Origin of the sequence: Streptococcus sp. SGI.013 (assembly GCF_050315295.1) — a bacterium.
Taxonomy (GTDB): domain Bacteria; phylum Bacillota; class Bacilli; order Lactobacillales; family Streptococcaceae; genus Streptococcus; species Streptococcus porcorum.
The window spans coordinates 1-16,387 of sequence record NZ_JBNPOS010000002.1; the positions used below are offsets into that span (position 1 = coordinate 1).

Sequence of the window (16,387 nt, forward strand, 5' to 3'; positions counted from 1 at the left end):
TATTTTATATATGGTCCGTTGGTCAAGGGGTTAAGACACCGCCTTTTCACGGCGGTAACACGGGTTCGAATCCCGTACGGACTATAGAAATAAAGGGAGGACGTATTGGTCTTCTTTTTTTGTATTTAAATCTATAAAATATGTCACATTAGATTTCTTATACTCAAAATAAGCTCATGTTTAGCAAAGTAGTTTCTACTGACTACAGTTTTATGCTTATTTTAAAGCTACAAAAAGAGAAGACCACTTGGTCTTCTCTAGATAGTTAGTGTCCCTCTCACCCGTTAATAATGTTTGTATAACAAGAAAGAGAAGAAGGAGTTAGTGAAGAAATTGATTAAGTGTCAGTTGTCCTACTAATTCGGTAAGGTTATTGATTGTTTTCTTTGCTTTTGATTGATCGATGCCAAAATGGATATCTTTAATGGCATAAACATCAATCTGAGCATTGACTGCAGCTGAAATCCCTTTTTCACTATCTTCAATAATTAGACACTCTTCTTTTTTCACTCCTAATAGTTTTGCGGCAGTATTGTAGATTTCAGGGTTAGGTTTAGTTTCTGGGAATTCTTCACCGGATAAAATAATATCAAAATAATCGGTTAGGTGTGTCTCAGACAGGGCTTTTAAGATGTCATATTTACTTGAGCTAGAGGCCAATCCAATCTTGTATCCTTCTTTGTGAGCCCAGTGCAAAGTCTGTCTAACGTCGTTAAAAATAAGATAACGGTATGGAAGAGGATGTTTTTTTTTGTAGTCAATGTATTCTTTTTGAAGGGTATCGATATCCCACTTGTCATAATCATCGCGTAAAATATGTTGCCAAACTTGTTGCATGTTACCACCGATAAAAAAGGTTGGTGGAAGATGTGTAATACTAATTCCTTTTTGGTCAAGAAATTCTTTCCTACGGTCGTAGTAAAATTTCTCAGTATCAAATAAAACACCATCCATGTCAAAAATAATCGCTTTATAAGTCATATTTTTATTTTAACACAAATTATCACCTTTATAAAGAAAAGCCATGTTCAAATAAAACAGAAGTGATGTTATGGCTTTACTGAAGAAAAGTGAAAGTGTCGGAGGTATAGAAAAATACTTGCTGACATATTGTCAGAATTTTGCTATAATTTACATATTATTTATTTTAGGAGTGCTTATGAAAGTTGTGAAATTTGGAGGTAGTTCTTTAGCCTCTGCGACTCAATTGCAAAAGGTATTAGATATTGTTCAATCTGATTCTGATCGTCGTTTTATTGTGGTTTCTGCGCCTGGAAAGCGTTCTCTTGAGGACACTAAAGTGACGGATGCCTTAATCAAGTATTATAAAGCTTATACATCCGAAAAAGATGTCACAGAACATCAAGAATGGATTATTCAACGTTACCAGTCTATTATTGATGAACTAGATTTAGGGGCTAAGATTTTAGAGAAAATTTCAACTGCGATTATTGAATTGGCTAGTTTGCCTATTGAACATAACGATTTTTTGTATGATGCTTTCTTAGCCGCAGGAGAAGATAATAATGCCAAATTGATTGCAGAATATTTTAAGAAAAATGGTTTATCAGCTAAATATGTTCATCCTAGACAAGCTGGCCTATTTGTTACCAGTGAGCCTGGAAATGCACGTATCTTACCATCGAGCTATGATAAACTAGAGGAATTGATTGATAGTGATGAGATTTTAGTCATTCCTGGTTTCTTTGGTGTTACAATTGATGATCAAATTTGTACATTTTCTAGAGGTGGATCTGACATCACTGGCTCAATTGTTGCTGCAGGTGTCAAAGCAGATCTTTATGAGAATTTTACTGATGTTGATGGTATTTTTGCTGCTCACCCTGGGGTTGTTCACCACCCACACTCAATTCCTGAACTTACTTATCGTGAGATGCGAGAATTGGCTTATGCTGGTTTTTCAGTTTTGCATGATGAAGCCTTGATTCCTGCTTATCGTGGAAAAATTCCTTTGGTTATTAAAAACACGAATAATCCAACCCATCCTGGAACTCGTATTGTATTGGAGCATACTGGAGAAACGATTCCAGTTGTTGGTATTGCTGGTGATGATAAATTTGTTAGTATTAATATTTCTAAGTACTTGATGAACCGTGAAGTTGGTTTTGGTCGTAAAGTACTCCAAATTTTAGAAGAATTGAATATTAGATGGGAGCATATGCCAACAGGAATTGATGATATGTCAATCGTTCTTAGAGAGCGTGAGTTAACACCGATTAAGGAACAAGAGATTATTTCTAGATTGACTAGAGACCTAGGGGTTGATGAACTTGAAATAGAACATGGTCTGTCTATTATTATGATTGTTGGGGAAAATATGAAGAGTCATATTGGTGTGACAGCAACTGCTACTAAGGCTTTATCAGATAAGCGAATCAATCTTGAGATGATTTCTCAAGGGTCAAGCGAAGTGTCTGTTATGTTTGTGATTAAGACAGAACAGGAAAAAGCTGCTATTAAAGCACTTTATGAAGCATTTTTCAATTAGTAAGCAAAAGAGTAAGTCTTGATACTTACTCTTTTTTTGTTTTGAGGTATAAATATGTGGTATTGAGTGAAAAAATCTTCTAAAAATTTTGAGTAGAAAATCTAGTGCTGTCAAGTGATTGACTCTATTAGTTAGATAGATGAAACTAAAATAAGCCTTGATTAAAAAATTTTTTAAGATATAATAGGTCTCAATAGTCGTAACCGTTTTATGACCCACTGGGAGAAATTGATGAACTTTCAACATTTAATTTATACTGTTAATGACGGTATTGCTAAACTGACCTTCAATCGTCCTTTGGTTTCAAATGGATTTAATATTCCATTTTGTCAAGAAATTTTGGCAGTGCTAGATGAGGTCGAGGCTAATCAGCAAGTTCAACTACTCATTGTGGATGCTGTTGGCAAAGTCTTCTCAGTTGGTGGAGATTTAGCTGAAATGCAAAGAGCTGTGGATGAGGATGATATTGATTCTTTAGTAAAAATTGCAGAATTGGTCAATGTGATTTCATTTCGATTAAAAAAACTGCCAAAGCCCGTCATTATGAGTGTGGATGGTGCAGTAGCTGGAGCGGCCTTTAACATGGTTGTAGCAGCGGATTTTTGTATTGCTTCTGAGAAATCTCGTTTTATTCAAGCCTTTGTGAATGTTGGTTTGGCTCCAGATGCAGGGGGAATTTATTTATTGACACGTTCGATAGGGGTTAATCGTGCAACACAATTAACAATGACAGCAGATCCAGTTACGGCTGAGAAGGCTGTGGAGTATGGTTTTGTTTATCGCATGTGTCCTTCTGAGAAATTAGACAAAACAGTAGAACGTCTTGTAACGAGATTACAGAGAGGATCTTTTAATTCTTATGCTGCTATCAAGCAGATGGTCTGGGAGAGTGAATTTTCACAGTGGGAATATTATACAGACCTTGAGTTAGATCTTCAAAAATCTTTAGCTTTTACAGATGATTTTAAAGAAGGTGTCAGATCCTATACTGAAAAACGCCGTCCAAAATTTGAAGGGAAATAGGTCTAATAGTTTGAAGATAAAATAATTTTATATTTAAATTATAGTCTAAAAGAGCTGATATTATGGGCTTTTGAGCTACTTTTTGGCTGTCAATCTCCTTTATTTTTTTGAAAATATCAGTATTTTACTTGCCAAAATGCATTTCTTTTGATAAACTTTGATAGTCAAAGTTTTATTTTAGGAGGTGTATCATGGACTATCATCAAATTAATAGCTATCTAGTTGATATTTTTAATCGAGTATTGATTGTGGAAGAAAATAGTTTGAGAACTAGTCGATTTAGTGAGGTATCTCTAAAAGAAATGCATACCATTGATATCATTGGTAAAACTGAAAATGTGACACCTAGTGATATTGCTCGTGAATTAATGTTGACACTTGGGACTGTTACGACTAGTTTAAATAAACTGGAGAAAAAGGGTTATATTGAGCGTACCAGGTCAAAAGTTGATCGACGAGTAGTGTACATTACTTTGACTAAAAAAGGCAAGCTTTTGTTCCGATTACATCAAAAATTCCATAAAAATATGGTTGCACAAATTGTGGATGAGATGGATGAAAGTGAAGTCTTGGCTCTTGAGAGAGGGCTAAAAAATCTTCATAGCTTTCTTGAGAGGTTAATGTAATGGTATATGCAAAAATCAGTCAAGTAGCACATTATGTTCCCAAGCAGGCGGTAACGAATAATGACTTATCTCAAATCATGGATACGAGTGATGACTGGATAGCCAGTCGTACAGGTATTAGAGAACGTCGTATTTCTTACGATGAAAATACGAGTGATTTAGCCAGTCAAGTAGCACAAAAATTATTAGAAAAGGCAAATCTAACACCAGAGGATCTAGATTTTATCATTGTTGCGACCATCACGCCAGATAGCATGATGCCATCAACGGCAGCTCTTGTTCAAGGGAAGATTGGTGCAACACAAGCATTTGCTTTTGATATGACTGCTGCCTGTAGTGGATTTGTTTTTGCTCTTGCAACGGCAGATAAATTTATTCAGTCAGGTCTCTATAAAAAAGGCATTGTAATCGGTGCTGAGGTCTTTTCAAAAAGTTTAGATTGGAATGATAGGTCAACTGCTGTTTTATTCGGAGATGGTGCTGGAGGCGTTCTGCTAGAAGCTAGTGATGATTGTCGCTTCGTAGCGGAATCACTGAATACAGATGGTTCTAGAGGAGGATTGGTATCTGGTCAAAAAGGTTTGACGTCTCCTTTTTCTAGACAAGAGGATGATTTATTGACTCAGTACATCAAAATGGATGGTCGTGCAATCTTTGATTTTGCCATTCGTGATGTTTCAAAAAGTATTTTGATGACCCTGTCTCAGAGTGGTATTGCTCATGAACAAATCGATTACTTTTTGTTACATCAGGCCAATATTCGTATTTTGGATAAAATGGCTAAGAAGATTGGTGTACCGAGAGAAAAGTTCCCTGCTAATTTGATGTCTTATGGTAATACAAGTGCAGCTAGTATTCCTATTTTGTTATCAGAATTGGTAGAAGATGGTACCATTCGCTTGGAAGGGTGTCAAACTGTATTGCTCTCAGGATTTGGTGGAGGCTTGACATGGGGCAATTTAATCGTTAAAATTTAGTTATCATGTGCTAAGCACAAATTTATAAAAATATTTAAGGAGTTTTAAAATGGCAGTATTTGAAAAGGTACAAGAAATTATTGTAGAAGAACTTGGTAAAGAAGCAGAAGAAGTTCAATTAACGACAACTTTTGATGATTTGGATGCAGATTCACTTGATGTCTTCCAAGTAATCTCAGAAATTGAGGATGCTTTTGATATCCAAATTGAAACTGAAGATGGACTTAACACTGTAGGTGACCTTGTTGCTTACGTTGAAGAAAAAACAAAATAATTGAGTAGAGAGTATTCTTTAGGATATTCTCTCTTCTTATAAGTTATAGTTTGATAGTCAAATTATTTAAATCTAAAACTAGAAAGCACAAGAAATGAAAACGCGTATAACAGAATTATTAGGTATTAAATATCCTATCTTCCAAGGTGGTATGGCTTGGGTAGCGGATGGTGATCTAGCAGGAGCTGTTTCCAAAGCTGGTGGTCTAGGTATTATTGGTGGCGGTAACGCGCCTAAAGAGGTTGTAAAGGCTAATATTGATAAAATTAAGTCAATGACAGATAAGCCATTTGGCGTTAATATTATGCTTTTATCCCCTTTTGTTGATGATATTGTTGACTTGGTCATTGAAGAAGGTGTTAAAGTTGTTACTACTGGAGCGGGAAATCCTGGAAAATATATGCAACGTTTCCATGATGCAGGTATTACAGTGATTCCTGTTGTTCCTAGTGTCGCTTTAGCTAAGCGTATGGAAAAATTGGGTGTTGATGCTGTGATTACAGAAGGGATGGAGGCTGGCGGTCATATTGGAAAATTGACCACTATGACTTTGGCAAGACAAGTTGTTGATGCTGTTGATATTCCTGTTATTGTAGCAGGAGGAATCGCTGATGGATCAGGTGTTGCAGCAGCATTTATGTTAGGAGCTGAGGCAGTGCAAGTAGGGACACGATTTGTAGTAGCTAAAGAATCCAATGCTCATCAAGCTTATAAAGATAAGATTCTAAAAGCTAAAGATATTGATACAGTTGTGTCAGCATCAATTGTCGGGCATCCTGTACGTGCGATCAAAAATAAATTATCTAGTGCTTATGCAGCAGCAGAAAAAGAGTTTCTAGCTGGTAAAATTAGTGCAGACGCGATTGAAGAATTAGGGGCTGGAGCTCTTCGTAACGCTGTTGTTGATGGAGATGTAGCTAATGGTTCTGTAATGGCTGGACAAATTGCTGGTTTAATTAAAAGAGAAGAATCTTGTGAAGAGATTTTAAAAGATCTTTATTATGGTGCGGCTGAAGTGATTAAAGAGCAAGCAAGCCGTTGGGCTAATGTAATTGAGGACTAGGAGATGAAAACAGCATTTTTATTTGCTGGCCAAGGGGCTCAAAAAGTGGGCATGGCTAGAGATTTATATGATCACTATCCTATTGTGAAGGAAACCTTTGATCAAGCCAGTCGATTATTGGGGTATGATTTACGTCAATTGATTGATGAAGATGAGGACAAATTACATCAAACACGTTTTACTCAACCTGCTATTCTCACGACATCTGTGGCCATCTATCGCTTACTGTTAGAAAAAGGGATTCGACCTGATATGGTAGCTGGTCTTTCTTTAGGAGAGTACTCAGCTTTGGTTGCTAGTGGTGCCTTATCTTTTGAAGAAGCGCTTCCTTTGGTGGCTAAGCGTGGTGAGTTTATGGAAATTGCTGCTCCAAAAGGGAGTGGTAAGATGGTAGCGGTGATGAATACAGCACCTGAGATCATTGAGGCAGCTTGTCAAAAAGCTAGCGTCAAAGGAATTGTAACACCAGCTAATTATAATACACCTGGGCAAATTGTTATTGGAGGAGAAGTTGCTGCTGTCAATGAAGCAGTGGAGCTTTTAAAATTAGAAGGTGTTAAACGTTTGATTCCTCTGAATGTGTCTGGTCCTTTCCATACGGCTTTACTTGAGTCGGCTAGTCAAGCTTTGGCTAAAGAATTAGAAATGACTTCATTTAAACCTTTTCAGATTCCTCTTGTTGGCAACACGGAAGCTGAGGTCATGTCAGATTGTGACATAAAAACATTATTGGCGCGTCAAGTGAAAGAACCCGTTCGTTTTTATGAATCTATTGGCGTATTACAAGAAATGGGTGCTAGTCAATTTGTTGAAATTGGTCCAGGGAAGGTTTTATCAGGTTTTATTAAAAAAATTGATCCATCCGCTCAAATGGCGCAAGTAGAAGATTGTGAAAGTTTAGTAACATTTTTAGAACAGGAGAAAGGGTAATGGAAATCAACCAAAAAAATGTTTTTATAACAGGTTCAACTCGAGGGATCGGTCTTGCCATTGCCCATCGATTTGCAAGTCTGGGAGCTAATGTGGTATTGAATGGTCGATCAGAAGTCAGCTCAGATATTATTAAGCAATTTGCTCATTATGGTGTTAAAGTCATTGCCGTTTCAGGAGATGTTTCAGACTATACTGATGCCAAGCGAATGGTAGAGGAAGCTATCCAACAGCTAGGCTCAGTTGATGTATTAATCAATAATGCAGGGGTGACACGTGATAAGCTGATGTTAAAAATGACTGAGGAAGATTTTGAAGCTGTTCTCAAGATTAATTTAACAGGAGCATTTAATATGACACAATCGGTCTTGAAACCGATGACAAAAGCTAGAGAAGGTGCTATTATCAACATATCGAGTGTGGTTGGCTTAACTGGTAATATTGGTCAAGCAAATTATGCTGCTTCAAAGGCTGGTTTAATTGGTTTTACAAAATCTGTTGCGCGTGAGGTGGCTAGTAGAGGAATTCGTGTGAATGTTGTTGCACCAGGTTTTATTGAATCAGATATGACGGATGCTATCCCTGATAAGATGAAAGATGCAATGGTAGCTCAGATTCCAATGAAGCGCATCGGAAAGCCAGAAGAAGTGGCTGAGTTAGTTGCTTATTTAGCTGGACAAGAATATTTGACAGGTCAAACGATTGCTATTGATGGTGGGATGACCATGTAATTCTATTGTCTAATGATGAACTAAAATAAGTTTTTGAGAGATTGAGGTAAAAAATGACAAATAAGCGAGTTGTTGTAACAGGATACGGTGTCACATCGCCAATCGGTAACACACCAGAAGTATTTTGGAATAACCTAAAAGAAGGTCATATTGGAATCGGGCCGATTACACGTTTTGATTTAGAGGGTTACAATGTTCACAATGCAGGTGAAATCTCAGATTTTCCATTTGATAAATATTTTGTAAAAAAAGATACCAATCGTTATGATCAATATTCACTATATGCTTTATATGCTTCACTAGAAGCTGTTGAAAATGCTAAGCTAGATCTTGAGAATCTTGATCATGATCGCTTTGGCGTGATTGTTGCATCAGGAATTGGTGGAATCTACGAAATTGAAGATCAGGTCATTCGTCTTCATGAAAAAGGTGCCAAACGTGTTAAACCTATGACACTTCCTAAAGCTCTTCCAAATATGGCAGCAGGAAATGTAGCCATGAAAGTTGGTGCCAATGGTATATGTAAATCGGTTAATACAGCTTGTGCCTCATCCAATGATGCGATTGGTGAAGCATTTAGAACTATCAAGTTTGGACTTCAAGATGTCATGCTGGTTGGTGGATCTGAAAGTTCCATCACAAAATTTGCTATTGCTGGTTTCCAAGCTTTAACTGCTTTATCGACAACAGAAGATCCAAATCGTTCTTCTATTCCATTTGATAAGGATAGAAATGGATTTGTGATGGGAGAAGGATCAGGGATGTTGGTACTTGAAAGCTTGGAACATGCTCAAAAACGAGGGGCAACTATTTTAGCAGAAGTAGTAGGTTATGGCAATACTTGTGATGCCTATCATATGACATCTCCGCATCCAGAAGGATTAGGAGCTATTAAAGCGATGAAACTAGCAATTGATGAGGCTGGCATTTCTCCTAGTCAAGTTGATTATGTGAATGCTCACGGAACATCAACACCAGCTAATGAAAAAGGGGAAAGTGCTGCGATTGTTTCAGTATTTGGAAAAGACGTTCCAGTATCTTCAACCAAGTCATTCACAGGTCATTTACTAGGAGCTGCAGGCGCGGTTGAAGCTATTGCTACGATTGAAGCAATTCGACATGCCTATGTTCCTATGACAGCAGGAACAAAAGAGTTGTCAGATTATATTGAAGCAAATGTTGTCTATGGGCAAGGATTAGAAAAAGAACTAACTTATGCGATTTCAAATACTTTTGGTTTTGGTGGGCATAATGCAGTGGTCGCCTTTAAACGTTGGGAGGATGAAGCGTGAATATTACGGAAATTAAAGATTTGATGGCACAGTTTGACACATCAAGTCTCAGAGAATTTTCATATAAAACAAGCGAAGGAGAGTTGGTGTTCAGTAAAAACGACCGTCAAGTCGTCTCAGATACTCCAGCTGTTTCTCTTGCTACAGTAGCGCCTGTTTCAACCATTCAAGTTGAAGAATCTGCCTTGAATGAGATCATTAATGAGACAGTTAGCGGAGAGAGTGAGGGCGATATTGTTGATAGTCCTCTTGTTGGGGTAGCTTATTTAGCACCAGCACCAGATAAACCTAATTTTGTTTCTGTTGGCGATACGGTAAAAAAAGGTCAGACACTTTTAATTATTGAAGCTATGAAAGTGATGAATGAAGTCCCAGCACCAAAAGATGGTACCATTACAGAAATTCTTGTGAATAATGAAGAAGTGGTTGATTTTGGAAAAGGATTGGTACGCATTAAATGATAGATATCCAAAAGATAAAAGAAGCCCTTCCACATCGTTATCCTATGCTTTTGGTTGATCGTGTGTTAGAGGTCTCAGAAGATGAAATTGTGGCGCTTAAAAATGTTACTATTAATGAGCCATTCTTTAATGGTCATTTCCCTGACTATCCAGTGATGCCTGGTGTTTTAATTATGGAAGCATTAGCTCAGACAGCAGGAGTCCTTGAATTATCTAAGGATGAAAACAAAGGAAAATTAGTTTTTTACGCTGGCATGGATAAGGTGAAGTTTAAAAAACAAGTTGTTCCAGGAGATCAGTTGGTGATGACGGCTAAATTTATTAAACGCCGTGGCTCTATTGCAGTGGTTGAAGCAAAAGCAGAGGTTGATGGTAAATTAGCAGCGAGTGGAATATTAACATTTGCTATTGGGAACTAGTTGGGCAAACCTAAGGGAGAAATAATGTTTAAGAAGCTATTGATTGCCAATCGTGGAGAAATTGCAGTTCGTATTATTCGTGCTGCTAGAGAATTGGGAATTGCAACTGTTGCAGTTTACTCAGAAGCAGATAAAGAAGCCCTACATGTCCTTTTAGCTGATGAAGCCATTTGTATCGGACCAGCGCGCTCAACAGATTCTTATCTCAATATGAATGCTGTTTTATCTGCAGCGATTGTCACAGGAGCAGAAGCGATTCATCCAGGTTTTGGCTTTTTGAGTGAAAATTCTAAATTTGCAACCATGTGTGAAGAGATGAATCTTCAATTTATTGGTCCATCTGGTCAGGTAATGGATATGATGGGAGATAAAATCAATGCGCGTGCAGAGATGATTAAAGCAGGTGTGCCAGTGATTCCAGGATCTGATGGTCAAGTGGAGACAGCTGAAGAAGCTCTTCAGATTGCAAATACGATTGGTTATCCTGTGATGTTAAAAGCCTCCGCAGGTGGAGGTGGTAAAGGAATCCGTAAAGTTGAAAAAGAGGCAGATCTTATTGCTGCCTTTGAATCTGCGTCACAAGAGGCACAAGCTGCCTTTGGAAACGGTGCCATGTATATTGAGAAGGTGATTTACCCTGCTCGACATATTGAAGTACAAATTTTAGGGGACCGTCATGGAAATATTGTGCATCTAGGTGAACGTGATTGCTCGCTACAGCGCCATAATCAAAAAGTTTTAGAAGAAAGTCCCTCTATTGCGATTGGAAAAACACTTCGTCAAGAGATGGGGAATGCTGCGGTACGTGCTGCTAAGGCTGTTCAGTATGAAAATGCTGGAACTATTGAGTTCTTACTGGATGAAAGCAGTGGTGAATTTTATTTCATGGAGATGAATACGCGTGTTCAAGTAGAGCATCCAGTAACAGAATTTGTGACAGGTGTGGATATTGTCAAAGAGCAAATTCGTATTGCTGCTGGTCAGGCTTTGAGTTTTAAACAAGAGGATGTGACGATCTCTGGTCATGCTATTGAGTGTCGTATTAATGCAGAAAATCCTGATTTTAATTTTGCACCAAGTCCAGGTACCATCACTGATTTGTATCTGCCTAGTGGGGGTGTTGGTGTCCGTGTTGATTCAGCTGTTTATACAGGCTATACCATCCCACCTTATTATGACAGCATGATTGCAAAAATTATTGTTCATGGTGATAACCGTTTTGATGCTTTGATGAAAATGCAACGGGCTTTGTATGAGCTAGATATTGAAGGTGTTAAAACAAATGCAGATTTTCAATTTGATCTTATCTCTAATCCTAATGTTGTGGCGGGAGATTATGATACCTCTTTCTTGATGGAGACTTTCTTACCAAACTATAATAAAACTAAAGAATAGGAGTTAAGGTGGCTTTATTTAATAGAAAAGATAAGTACATTCGTATCAATCCTAATCGCTCAGTAAGGCAGCCAAAGCGTGAGGTTCCTGAAGTTCCAGATGAGTTGTTTGCCAAATGTCCTTCTTGTAAGGTCATGATTTACCAAAAAGATCTTGGAGTGGCCAAAATATGTCCTCAATGTTCTTATAATTTTAGAATTTCAGCTCAAGAACGTCTCTGTATTACAGTTGATGAAGGGAGTTTTGAGGAACTTTTTACAGGTATTCAAACCAAAAATCCCCTTGACTTTCCAAATTATGAAGAAAAGTTACGTTTAACTCAAGAAAAAACAGGTCTGGATGAAGCAGTTTTAACAGGGCGTGCAAGGATTAAGGGGAAAGAAACAGCATTGGCTATTATGGACTCCAATTTTATCATGGCTAGTATGGGGACCGTTGTTGGTGAAAAATTAACGCGTTTATTTGAATATGCGATATCAGAAAAATTACCTGTTGTTATTTTTACCGCCTCAGGTGGTGCAAGAATGCAAGAGGGAATTATGAGTTTGATGCAGATGGCAAAAGTTTCGGCGGCGGTTAAGCGACATTCTAATGCAGGCTTGTTTTACTTGGTGGTACTAACAGATCCTACAACAGGGGGGGTTACTGCTAGCTTTGCTATGGAAGGAGATATCATCTTAGCTGAGCCACAGACACTGATTGGGTTTGCAGGACGTCGAGTGATAGAAACAACGGTTCGAGAAAATTTGCCAGATGAGTTTCAAAAGGCAGAATTTTTACTAGATCATGGTTTTGTTGATGCTATTGTAAAACGAACGGAATTACCAGAAACCATTGCGACACTACTAGGATTTCATGGAGGATGCTAATGAATGATGTTAGCTATATTTTAAAAGAAGCAAGAGATCAAGGGCGTTTAACCAGTCTTGATTATGCTAAGGCTATCTTTGATGATTTTATAGAACTACATGGGGATCGTAATTTTCGTGATGATGGTGCTATTATAGGTGGAATTGGGCGGCTAGATGGTCAGGCAGTGACGGTTGTTGGGATTCAAAAAGGAAAAAACCTTCAAGATAATCTCAATCGTAATTTTGGTCAACCTCATCCTGAAGGGTATCGTAAAGCCTTACGCTTGATGAAACAAGCAGAGAAGTTTAATCGTCCTGTCGTTACCTTTATCAATACTGTAGGAGCTTATCCTGGTATTGGTGCCGAGGAGCGAGGACAAGGAGAAGCAATTGCTCGGAATTTACTAGAAATGAGTGATTTAAAGGTTCCTATTATTGCTATTATTATTGGTGAAGGTGGCTCTGGTGGGGCACTTGCCTTGGCTGTAGCAGATAAGGTTTGGATGTTAGAACATAGTATTTATGCCGTTTTAAGTCCTGAGGGATTTGCTTCTATTTTATGGAAAGATGGCACTCGAGCAGCGGAAGCAGCGGAATTGATGAAAATAACAGCAGGCGAACTTCTACGTATGGGAGTGATTGATAAGGTGATTCCTGAACGTGGCTATTTTTCATCTGAGGTGATTACCATGTTGAAATCAGATCTAATCGAAACTTTTAAGGAGTTACAAGCCTTAAGTGCAGAAGATTTAGTTGATGCGCGTTATCAAAGATTTAGAAAATATTGAGAGACTGGGATTTGAATCCAGTCTTTTTTGCTCTATTAAAACTCATGGTCGATGGTAATAAAAAACCAGACTGGCTTAATGAGCCAAATCTGGATGTTTACTTAATTAGGAGAGATGACAGAGATGCCTCCCATATATGGACGAAGTACTTCAGGAATTGTGACAGAACCATCTTCATTTTGATAGTTTTCAAGAATAGCAGCAACGGTACGGCCAACAGCAAGTCCTGAACCGTTTAAGGTGTGAAGAAGTTTCACTTTACCATCAGCTTCATCTCGGTAGCGAATTTGAGCACGACGAGCTTGGAAATCTTCGGTGTTTGAGCAACTTGAGATTTCACGATAAGTGTTTTGGGCTGGAATCCACACTTCTAGATCGTAAGTTTTAGCAGCTGAAAAGCCCATATCTCCTGTACAAAGGGACAAAACGCGGTAAGGTAAGCCAAGTTTTTGAAGGATATTCTCTGCATTGGCAGTCATTTTTTCCAATTCTTCGTATGATTCTTCTGGTTTAGCAAATTTAACCATCTCAACTTTATGGAATTGGTGGAGTCGAATCAGACCACGTGTGTCACGCCCAGCAGATCCTGCTTCAGAACGAAATGATGGGCTCATAGCAGTAAAGTAGATAGGAAGCTCTTTACTGTCTAAAATTTCATTACGATAGTAGTTTGTTAGTGGGACTTCAGCTGTTGGGATAAGAACGAAGTTAGTTCCATCTAGCTCAAAAGTATCTTCTTTGAATTTTGGATATTGTCCTGTACCAAACATAGAGTCATGATTGACCATATAAGGTGTAATGATTTCTTGGTAGCCTTCTGCAATATGTTCATCCAACATGAAGTTGTAGAGGGCGCGCTCTAAACGAGCACCTAAGTTCTTATAAAAGAGGAAGCGGGCACCTGTTACTTTTGCACCACGTTCCCAGTCCAAAATATCCAGGTCTTCTCCTAAGTCCCAGTGTGCTTTAGGTTCAAAGGTAAATTCACGAGGAGTTCCCCAACGACGAACTTCGACATTATCTTCCTCGTCAGCGCCGACAGGAACAGAATCGTGTGGTGTATTAGGAAGAATTGTGATGATTTGGTTGAGTTGCTCATCAATAGTGGCTAACTCAGTATCAATGGCTTTAATGTCAGCGGATAAGGTTTGCATGGCAGCAATTTGCTGACTAGCATCTTCTTTGTTACGCTTAGCTTGGGCAATAGCATCAGATGCAAGATTACGTTCAGCTTTAGCGCTCTCAGCTTTGACTAATAATTCACGACGTTTTTCATCAAGTGCTTTTAATTCTAGTAGTGTTTTCTCTTCAACACCACGAGTTGCTAATTTTTTAGCAACCGTATCAAAGTCACTGCGGATACGTTTAAGATCTAGCATAAAGTATACTACCTAGGGCTTTTTAGGATTTTGTTATAGCCCTGATTCCATTTTCTCTCGTAGGGGTAATGGAATCATCCTTTCTATTTTATATAAAAATAAGCACACTCAAGTTAGTTGCTGGAACGCTCATGCGCGGTTCCATCCAGCTTCACCTTAGTGCACTTAATGGTTATCATATTGTTAAATGAACGGTAGAATTTCACTCGTTTCCTTTACCTGCTCGCAGCAACCGCAGGCTTTCTGCAAAAGTAGCAGAGTTACTTATCCGTTTCTACTATTATACTAATTTTTTTCTTTTTTTGCAAACAGCTGTCCAATTTTTTGTAAGAGTGTAGGGAAACGAACAACCTTATCATTTCCAATAGCATCACGAGCAATCTTTAAAATTTTACCTGAGTCTTTAGAGGCAAAGAGAAACTTGCCACTATCTGTATAAACTTCAAAATGTCGGCTAACTTTTTTGCCACTAACGTTAGCTCCAATTTGAATGATAGTATTCCAAGGAATTTGAATGTAGCGCTCGACATTACTATCTGGATAAAATTCTAAGGCTTTATCACCAAGAAGGAATTTTCCGACCTTACCTCCTGCAGCGGTCATATAAGAAACCCCTGTTGTTTGTAGGCTAACTGTTTTATTGAGTGATTGTGCCATATGTACTCCTTTCGTTTTTATCTATTTTACCAAAAATACTAGGGGAACAAAAAGAGATTGGAGCATAAAGTTCCAATCTCTTTTAATTACATGATACCGAAGAAACGCGCTGCGATACCAACGATAAAGAGTGCAATAATAATAGTAATTGGTGATACTTTTTTCTTAAGCAACCACATACATAGGAAAGTTAGAAGAAGTCCCATCAAACCAGGAATAAGTGAGTCTAAGTTTTGTTGGAAAGTTGTCACTTTTTCAGGCGTTTGAGACAATCCTTGACCAACTTGTTCAAAGGCTTGACGAATACCTTCTCCACCTTCAGGGAGCTCATCCCAGTGGATATAAGCTTTTTCATCTAATTGTACAGATGAAACGTTGAAGGCAAAGTTGATAGATACCCAACGTTGTACCAGTGCAGCCAAGATAAACATCCCTAGGATAGAAGCTCCTTTGGTAACATCTTGTAGGATACCACCAGACATATCTTTAGTAATTTCAGAACCAGCTTTATAACCAAATTCTTGAGTGTACCATAAGAAAGCCATACGGATAGCATTCCATAGAACGAAGAAGAGGATAGGTCCCATGATATTACCACTGACAGCAAGTGAAGCACCCAGTGCACCAAGGATAGGACGTACTGTAAACCAGAATACTGGATCTCCGATACCAGCAAGAGGTCCCATCATCCCGATTTTAACCCCTTGGATAGCAGCATCATCAATTTCAGCTCCGTTTGCTTTTTCTTCTTCAAAAGCAAGGGTTACCCCCATAATAGGAGCAGCAACATATGGGTGTGTGTTAAAGAATTCCATATGACGCTCAAGTGCAGCCGCTTGTTCTTCTTTAGTAGTATAGAGTTTTTTAATAGCTGGGATAAGTGCGTAGGCCCAACCCAAGTTTTGCATACGTTCATAGTTCCAAGAACCTTGAAGGAAGGTAGAACGCCACCAAACTTTTTTACGATCAGCTACTGAAAGTTGAATTTTTTCTGACATGATAGATCTCCCTT

General features: G+C 38.3%; 18 protein-coding genes and 1 tRNA gene. 15 read left to right on the forward strand and 4 right to left on the reverse strand.

Going from position 1 to position 16,387, the window contains the following annotated elements; all coding sequences use genetic code 11:
- Positions 1-12: 12 nt before the first annotated feature.
- Positions 13-84: transfer RNA gene (locus tag ACQRDX_RS00535), tRNA-Glu, on the forward strand.
- A gap of 237 nt (positions 85-321) precedes the next feature.
- Here the strand turns inward: ACQRDX_RS00535 and ACQRDX_RS00540 are convergent.
- Entirely contained in the window at positions 322-981 is a 660-nt protein-coding gene (locus ACQRDX_RS00540) for an HAD family hydrolase (protein WP_427893785.1), read from the reverse strand.
- Between the two features lie 178 nt (positions 982-1,159).
- Between ACQRDX_RS00540 and ACQRDX_RS00545 the strand changes: the two genes are divergently transcribed.
- The 14 genes from ACQRDX_RS00545 (at position 1,160) to ACQRDX_RS00610 (ending at position 13,339) form a co-directional block, all read left to right on the forward strand.
- The gene (locus ACQRDX_RS00545) at positions 1,160-2,509 is read left to right on the forward strand and encodes an aspartate kinase (protein WP_427893783.1); all 1,350 of its coding nucleotides are present in this window, start codon (positions 1,160-1,162) and stop codon (positions 2,507-2,509) included.
- 231 nt (positions 2,510-2,740) lie between these two features.
- Positions 2,741-3,532 (forward strand): enoyl-CoA hydratase, encoded by a 792-nt coding sequence (locus ACQRDX_RS00550; RefSeq protein WP_427893781.1) that lies wholly within the window; start codon positions 2,741-2,743, stop codon positions 3,530-3,532.
- A gap of 191 nt (positions 3,533-3,723) precedes the next feature.
- Positions 3,724-4,158 (forward strand): fatty acid biosynthesis transcriptional regulator FabT, encoded by a 435-nt coding sequence (locus ACQRDX_RS00555; protein ID WP_354369369.1) that lies wholly within the window; start codon positions 3,724-3,726, stop codon positions 4,156-4,158.
- Positions 4,158-5,135 carry a beta-ketoacyl-ACP synthase III gene (locus tag ACQRDX_RS00560; protein ID WP_427893778.1) on the forward strand — a complete coding sequence of 326 codons (978 nt, stop codon included), beginning with the start codon at positions 4,158-4,160 and terminating at the stop codon, positions 5,133-5,135. Before ACQRDX_RS00555 ends, ACQRDX_RS00560 begins: the two co-directional genes overlap by 1 nt.
- A 49-nt stretch (positions 5,136-5,184) precedes the next feature.
- The gene (locus tag ACQRDX_RS00565; RefSeq protein WP_354369373.1) at positions 5,185-5,409 is read left to right on the forward strand and encodes an acyl carrier protein; all 225 of its coding nucleotides are present in this window, start codon (positions 5,185-5,187) and stop codon (positions 5,407-5,409) included.
- A gap of 94 nt (positions 5,410-5,503) precedes the next feature.
- The gene (gene fabK, locus ACQRDX_RS00570) at positions 5,504-6,472 is read left to right on the forward strand and encodes an enoyl-[acyl-carrier-protein] reductase FabK (RefSeq protein ID WP_427893776.1); all 969 of its coding nucleotides are present in this window, start codon (positions 5,504-5,506) and stop codon (positions 6,470-6,472) included.
- A 3-nt stretch (positions 6,473-6,475) separates the two neighbouring features.
- Entirely contained in the window at positions 6,476-7,402 is a 927-nt protein-coding gene (gene fabD / locus ACQRDX_RS00575) for an ACP S-malonyltransferase (RefSeq protein WP_427893774.1), read from the forward strand.
- Positions 7,402-8,133 carry a 3-oxoacyl-[acyl-carrier-protein] reductase gene (gene fabG / locus ACQRDX_RS00580; RefSeq protein ID WP_427893772.1) on the forward strand — a complete coding sequence of 244 codons (732 nt, stop codon included), beginning with the start codon at positions 7,402-7,404 and terminating at the stop codon, positions 8,131-8,133. The genes fabD and fabG overlap by 1 nt, the downstream gene beginning before the upstream one ends.
- A gap of 53 nt (positions 8,134-8,186) precedes the next feature.
- Positions 8,187-9,425 carry a beta-ketoacyl-ACP synthase II gene (gene fabF, locus ACQRDX_RS00585; RefSeq protein WP_427893770.1) on the forward strand — a complete coding sequence of 413 codons (1,239 nt, stop codon included), beginning with the start codon at positions 8,187-8,189 and terminating at the stop codon, positions 9,423-9,425.
- The gene (gene accB, locus ACQRDX_RS00590) at positions 9,422-9,886 is read left to right on the forward strand and encodes an acetyl-CoA carboxylase biotin carboxyl carrier protein (protein WP_427893768.1); all 465 of its coding nucleotides are present in this window, start codon (positions 9,422-9,424) and stop codon (positions 9,884-9,886) included. Before fabF ends, accB begins: the two co-directional genes overlap by 4 nt.
- Entirely contained in the window at positions 9,883-10,305 is a 423-nt protein-coding gene (gene fabZ, locus ACQRDX_RS00595) for a 3-hydroxyacyl-ACP dehydratase FabZ (RefSeq protein ID WP_354369385.1), read from the forward strand. The genes accB and fabZ overlap by 4 nt, the downstream gene beginning before the upstream one ends.
- A 24-nt stretch (positions 10,306-10,329) precedes the next feature.
- The gene (locus tag ACQRDX_RS00600) at positions 10,330-11,700 is read left to right on the forward strand and encodes an acetyl-CoA carboxylase biotin carboxylase subunit (protein ID WP_354369387.1); all 1,371 of its coding nucleotides are present in this window, start codon (positions 10,330-10,332) and stop codon (positions 11,698-11,700) included.
- Positions 11,701-11,708: 8 nt separating this feature from the next.
- Positions 11,709-12,569, forward strand: coding sequence for an acetyl-CoA carboxylase, carboxyltransferase subunit beta (gene accD / locus ACQRDX_RS00605; protein ID WP_354369389.1), 861 nt, complete (start codon positions 11,709-11,711; stop codon positions 12,567-12,569).
- Positions 12,569-13,339: an acetyl-CoA carboxylase carboxyl transferase subunit alpha gene (locus ACQRDX_RS00610; RefSeq protein WP_427893765.1), complete on the forward strand. Its 771-nt coding sequence runs from the start codon at positions 12,569-12,571 to the stop codon at positions 13,337-13,339. Before accD ends, ACQRDX_RS00610 begins: the two co-directional genes overlap by 1 nt.
- Positions 13,340-13,440: 101 nt before the next feature.
- On the opposite strand, the gene serS is transcribed toward ACQRDX_RS00610, so the two are convergent.
- The 3 genes from serS to ACQRDX_RS00625 all read right to left on the reverse strand — a co-directional run bounded on the left by serS (position 13,441) and on the right by ACQRDX_RS00625 (position 16,373).
- Entirely contained in the window at positions 13,441-14,718 is a 1,278-nt protein-coding gene (gene serS / locus ACQRDX_RS00615) for a serine--tRNA ligase (RefSeq protein ID WP_427893763.1), read from the reverse strand.
- A 285-nt stretch (positions 14,719-15,003) separates the two neighbouring features.
- A complete protein-coding gene (locus ACQRDX_RS00620; protein WP_354369395.1) occupies positions 15,004-15,375 on the reverse strand; it encodes a DUF956 family protein in 372 nt (123 codons plus the stop codon).
- A gap of 86 nt (positions 15,376-15,461) precedes the next feature.
- Entirely contained in the window at positions 15,462-16,373 is a 912-nt protein-coding gene (locus ACQRDX_RS00625) for a PTS system mannose/fructose/sorbose family transporter subunit IID (protein ID WP_354369397.1), read from the reverse strand.
- Positions 16,374-16,387: the final 14 nt, after the last annotated feature.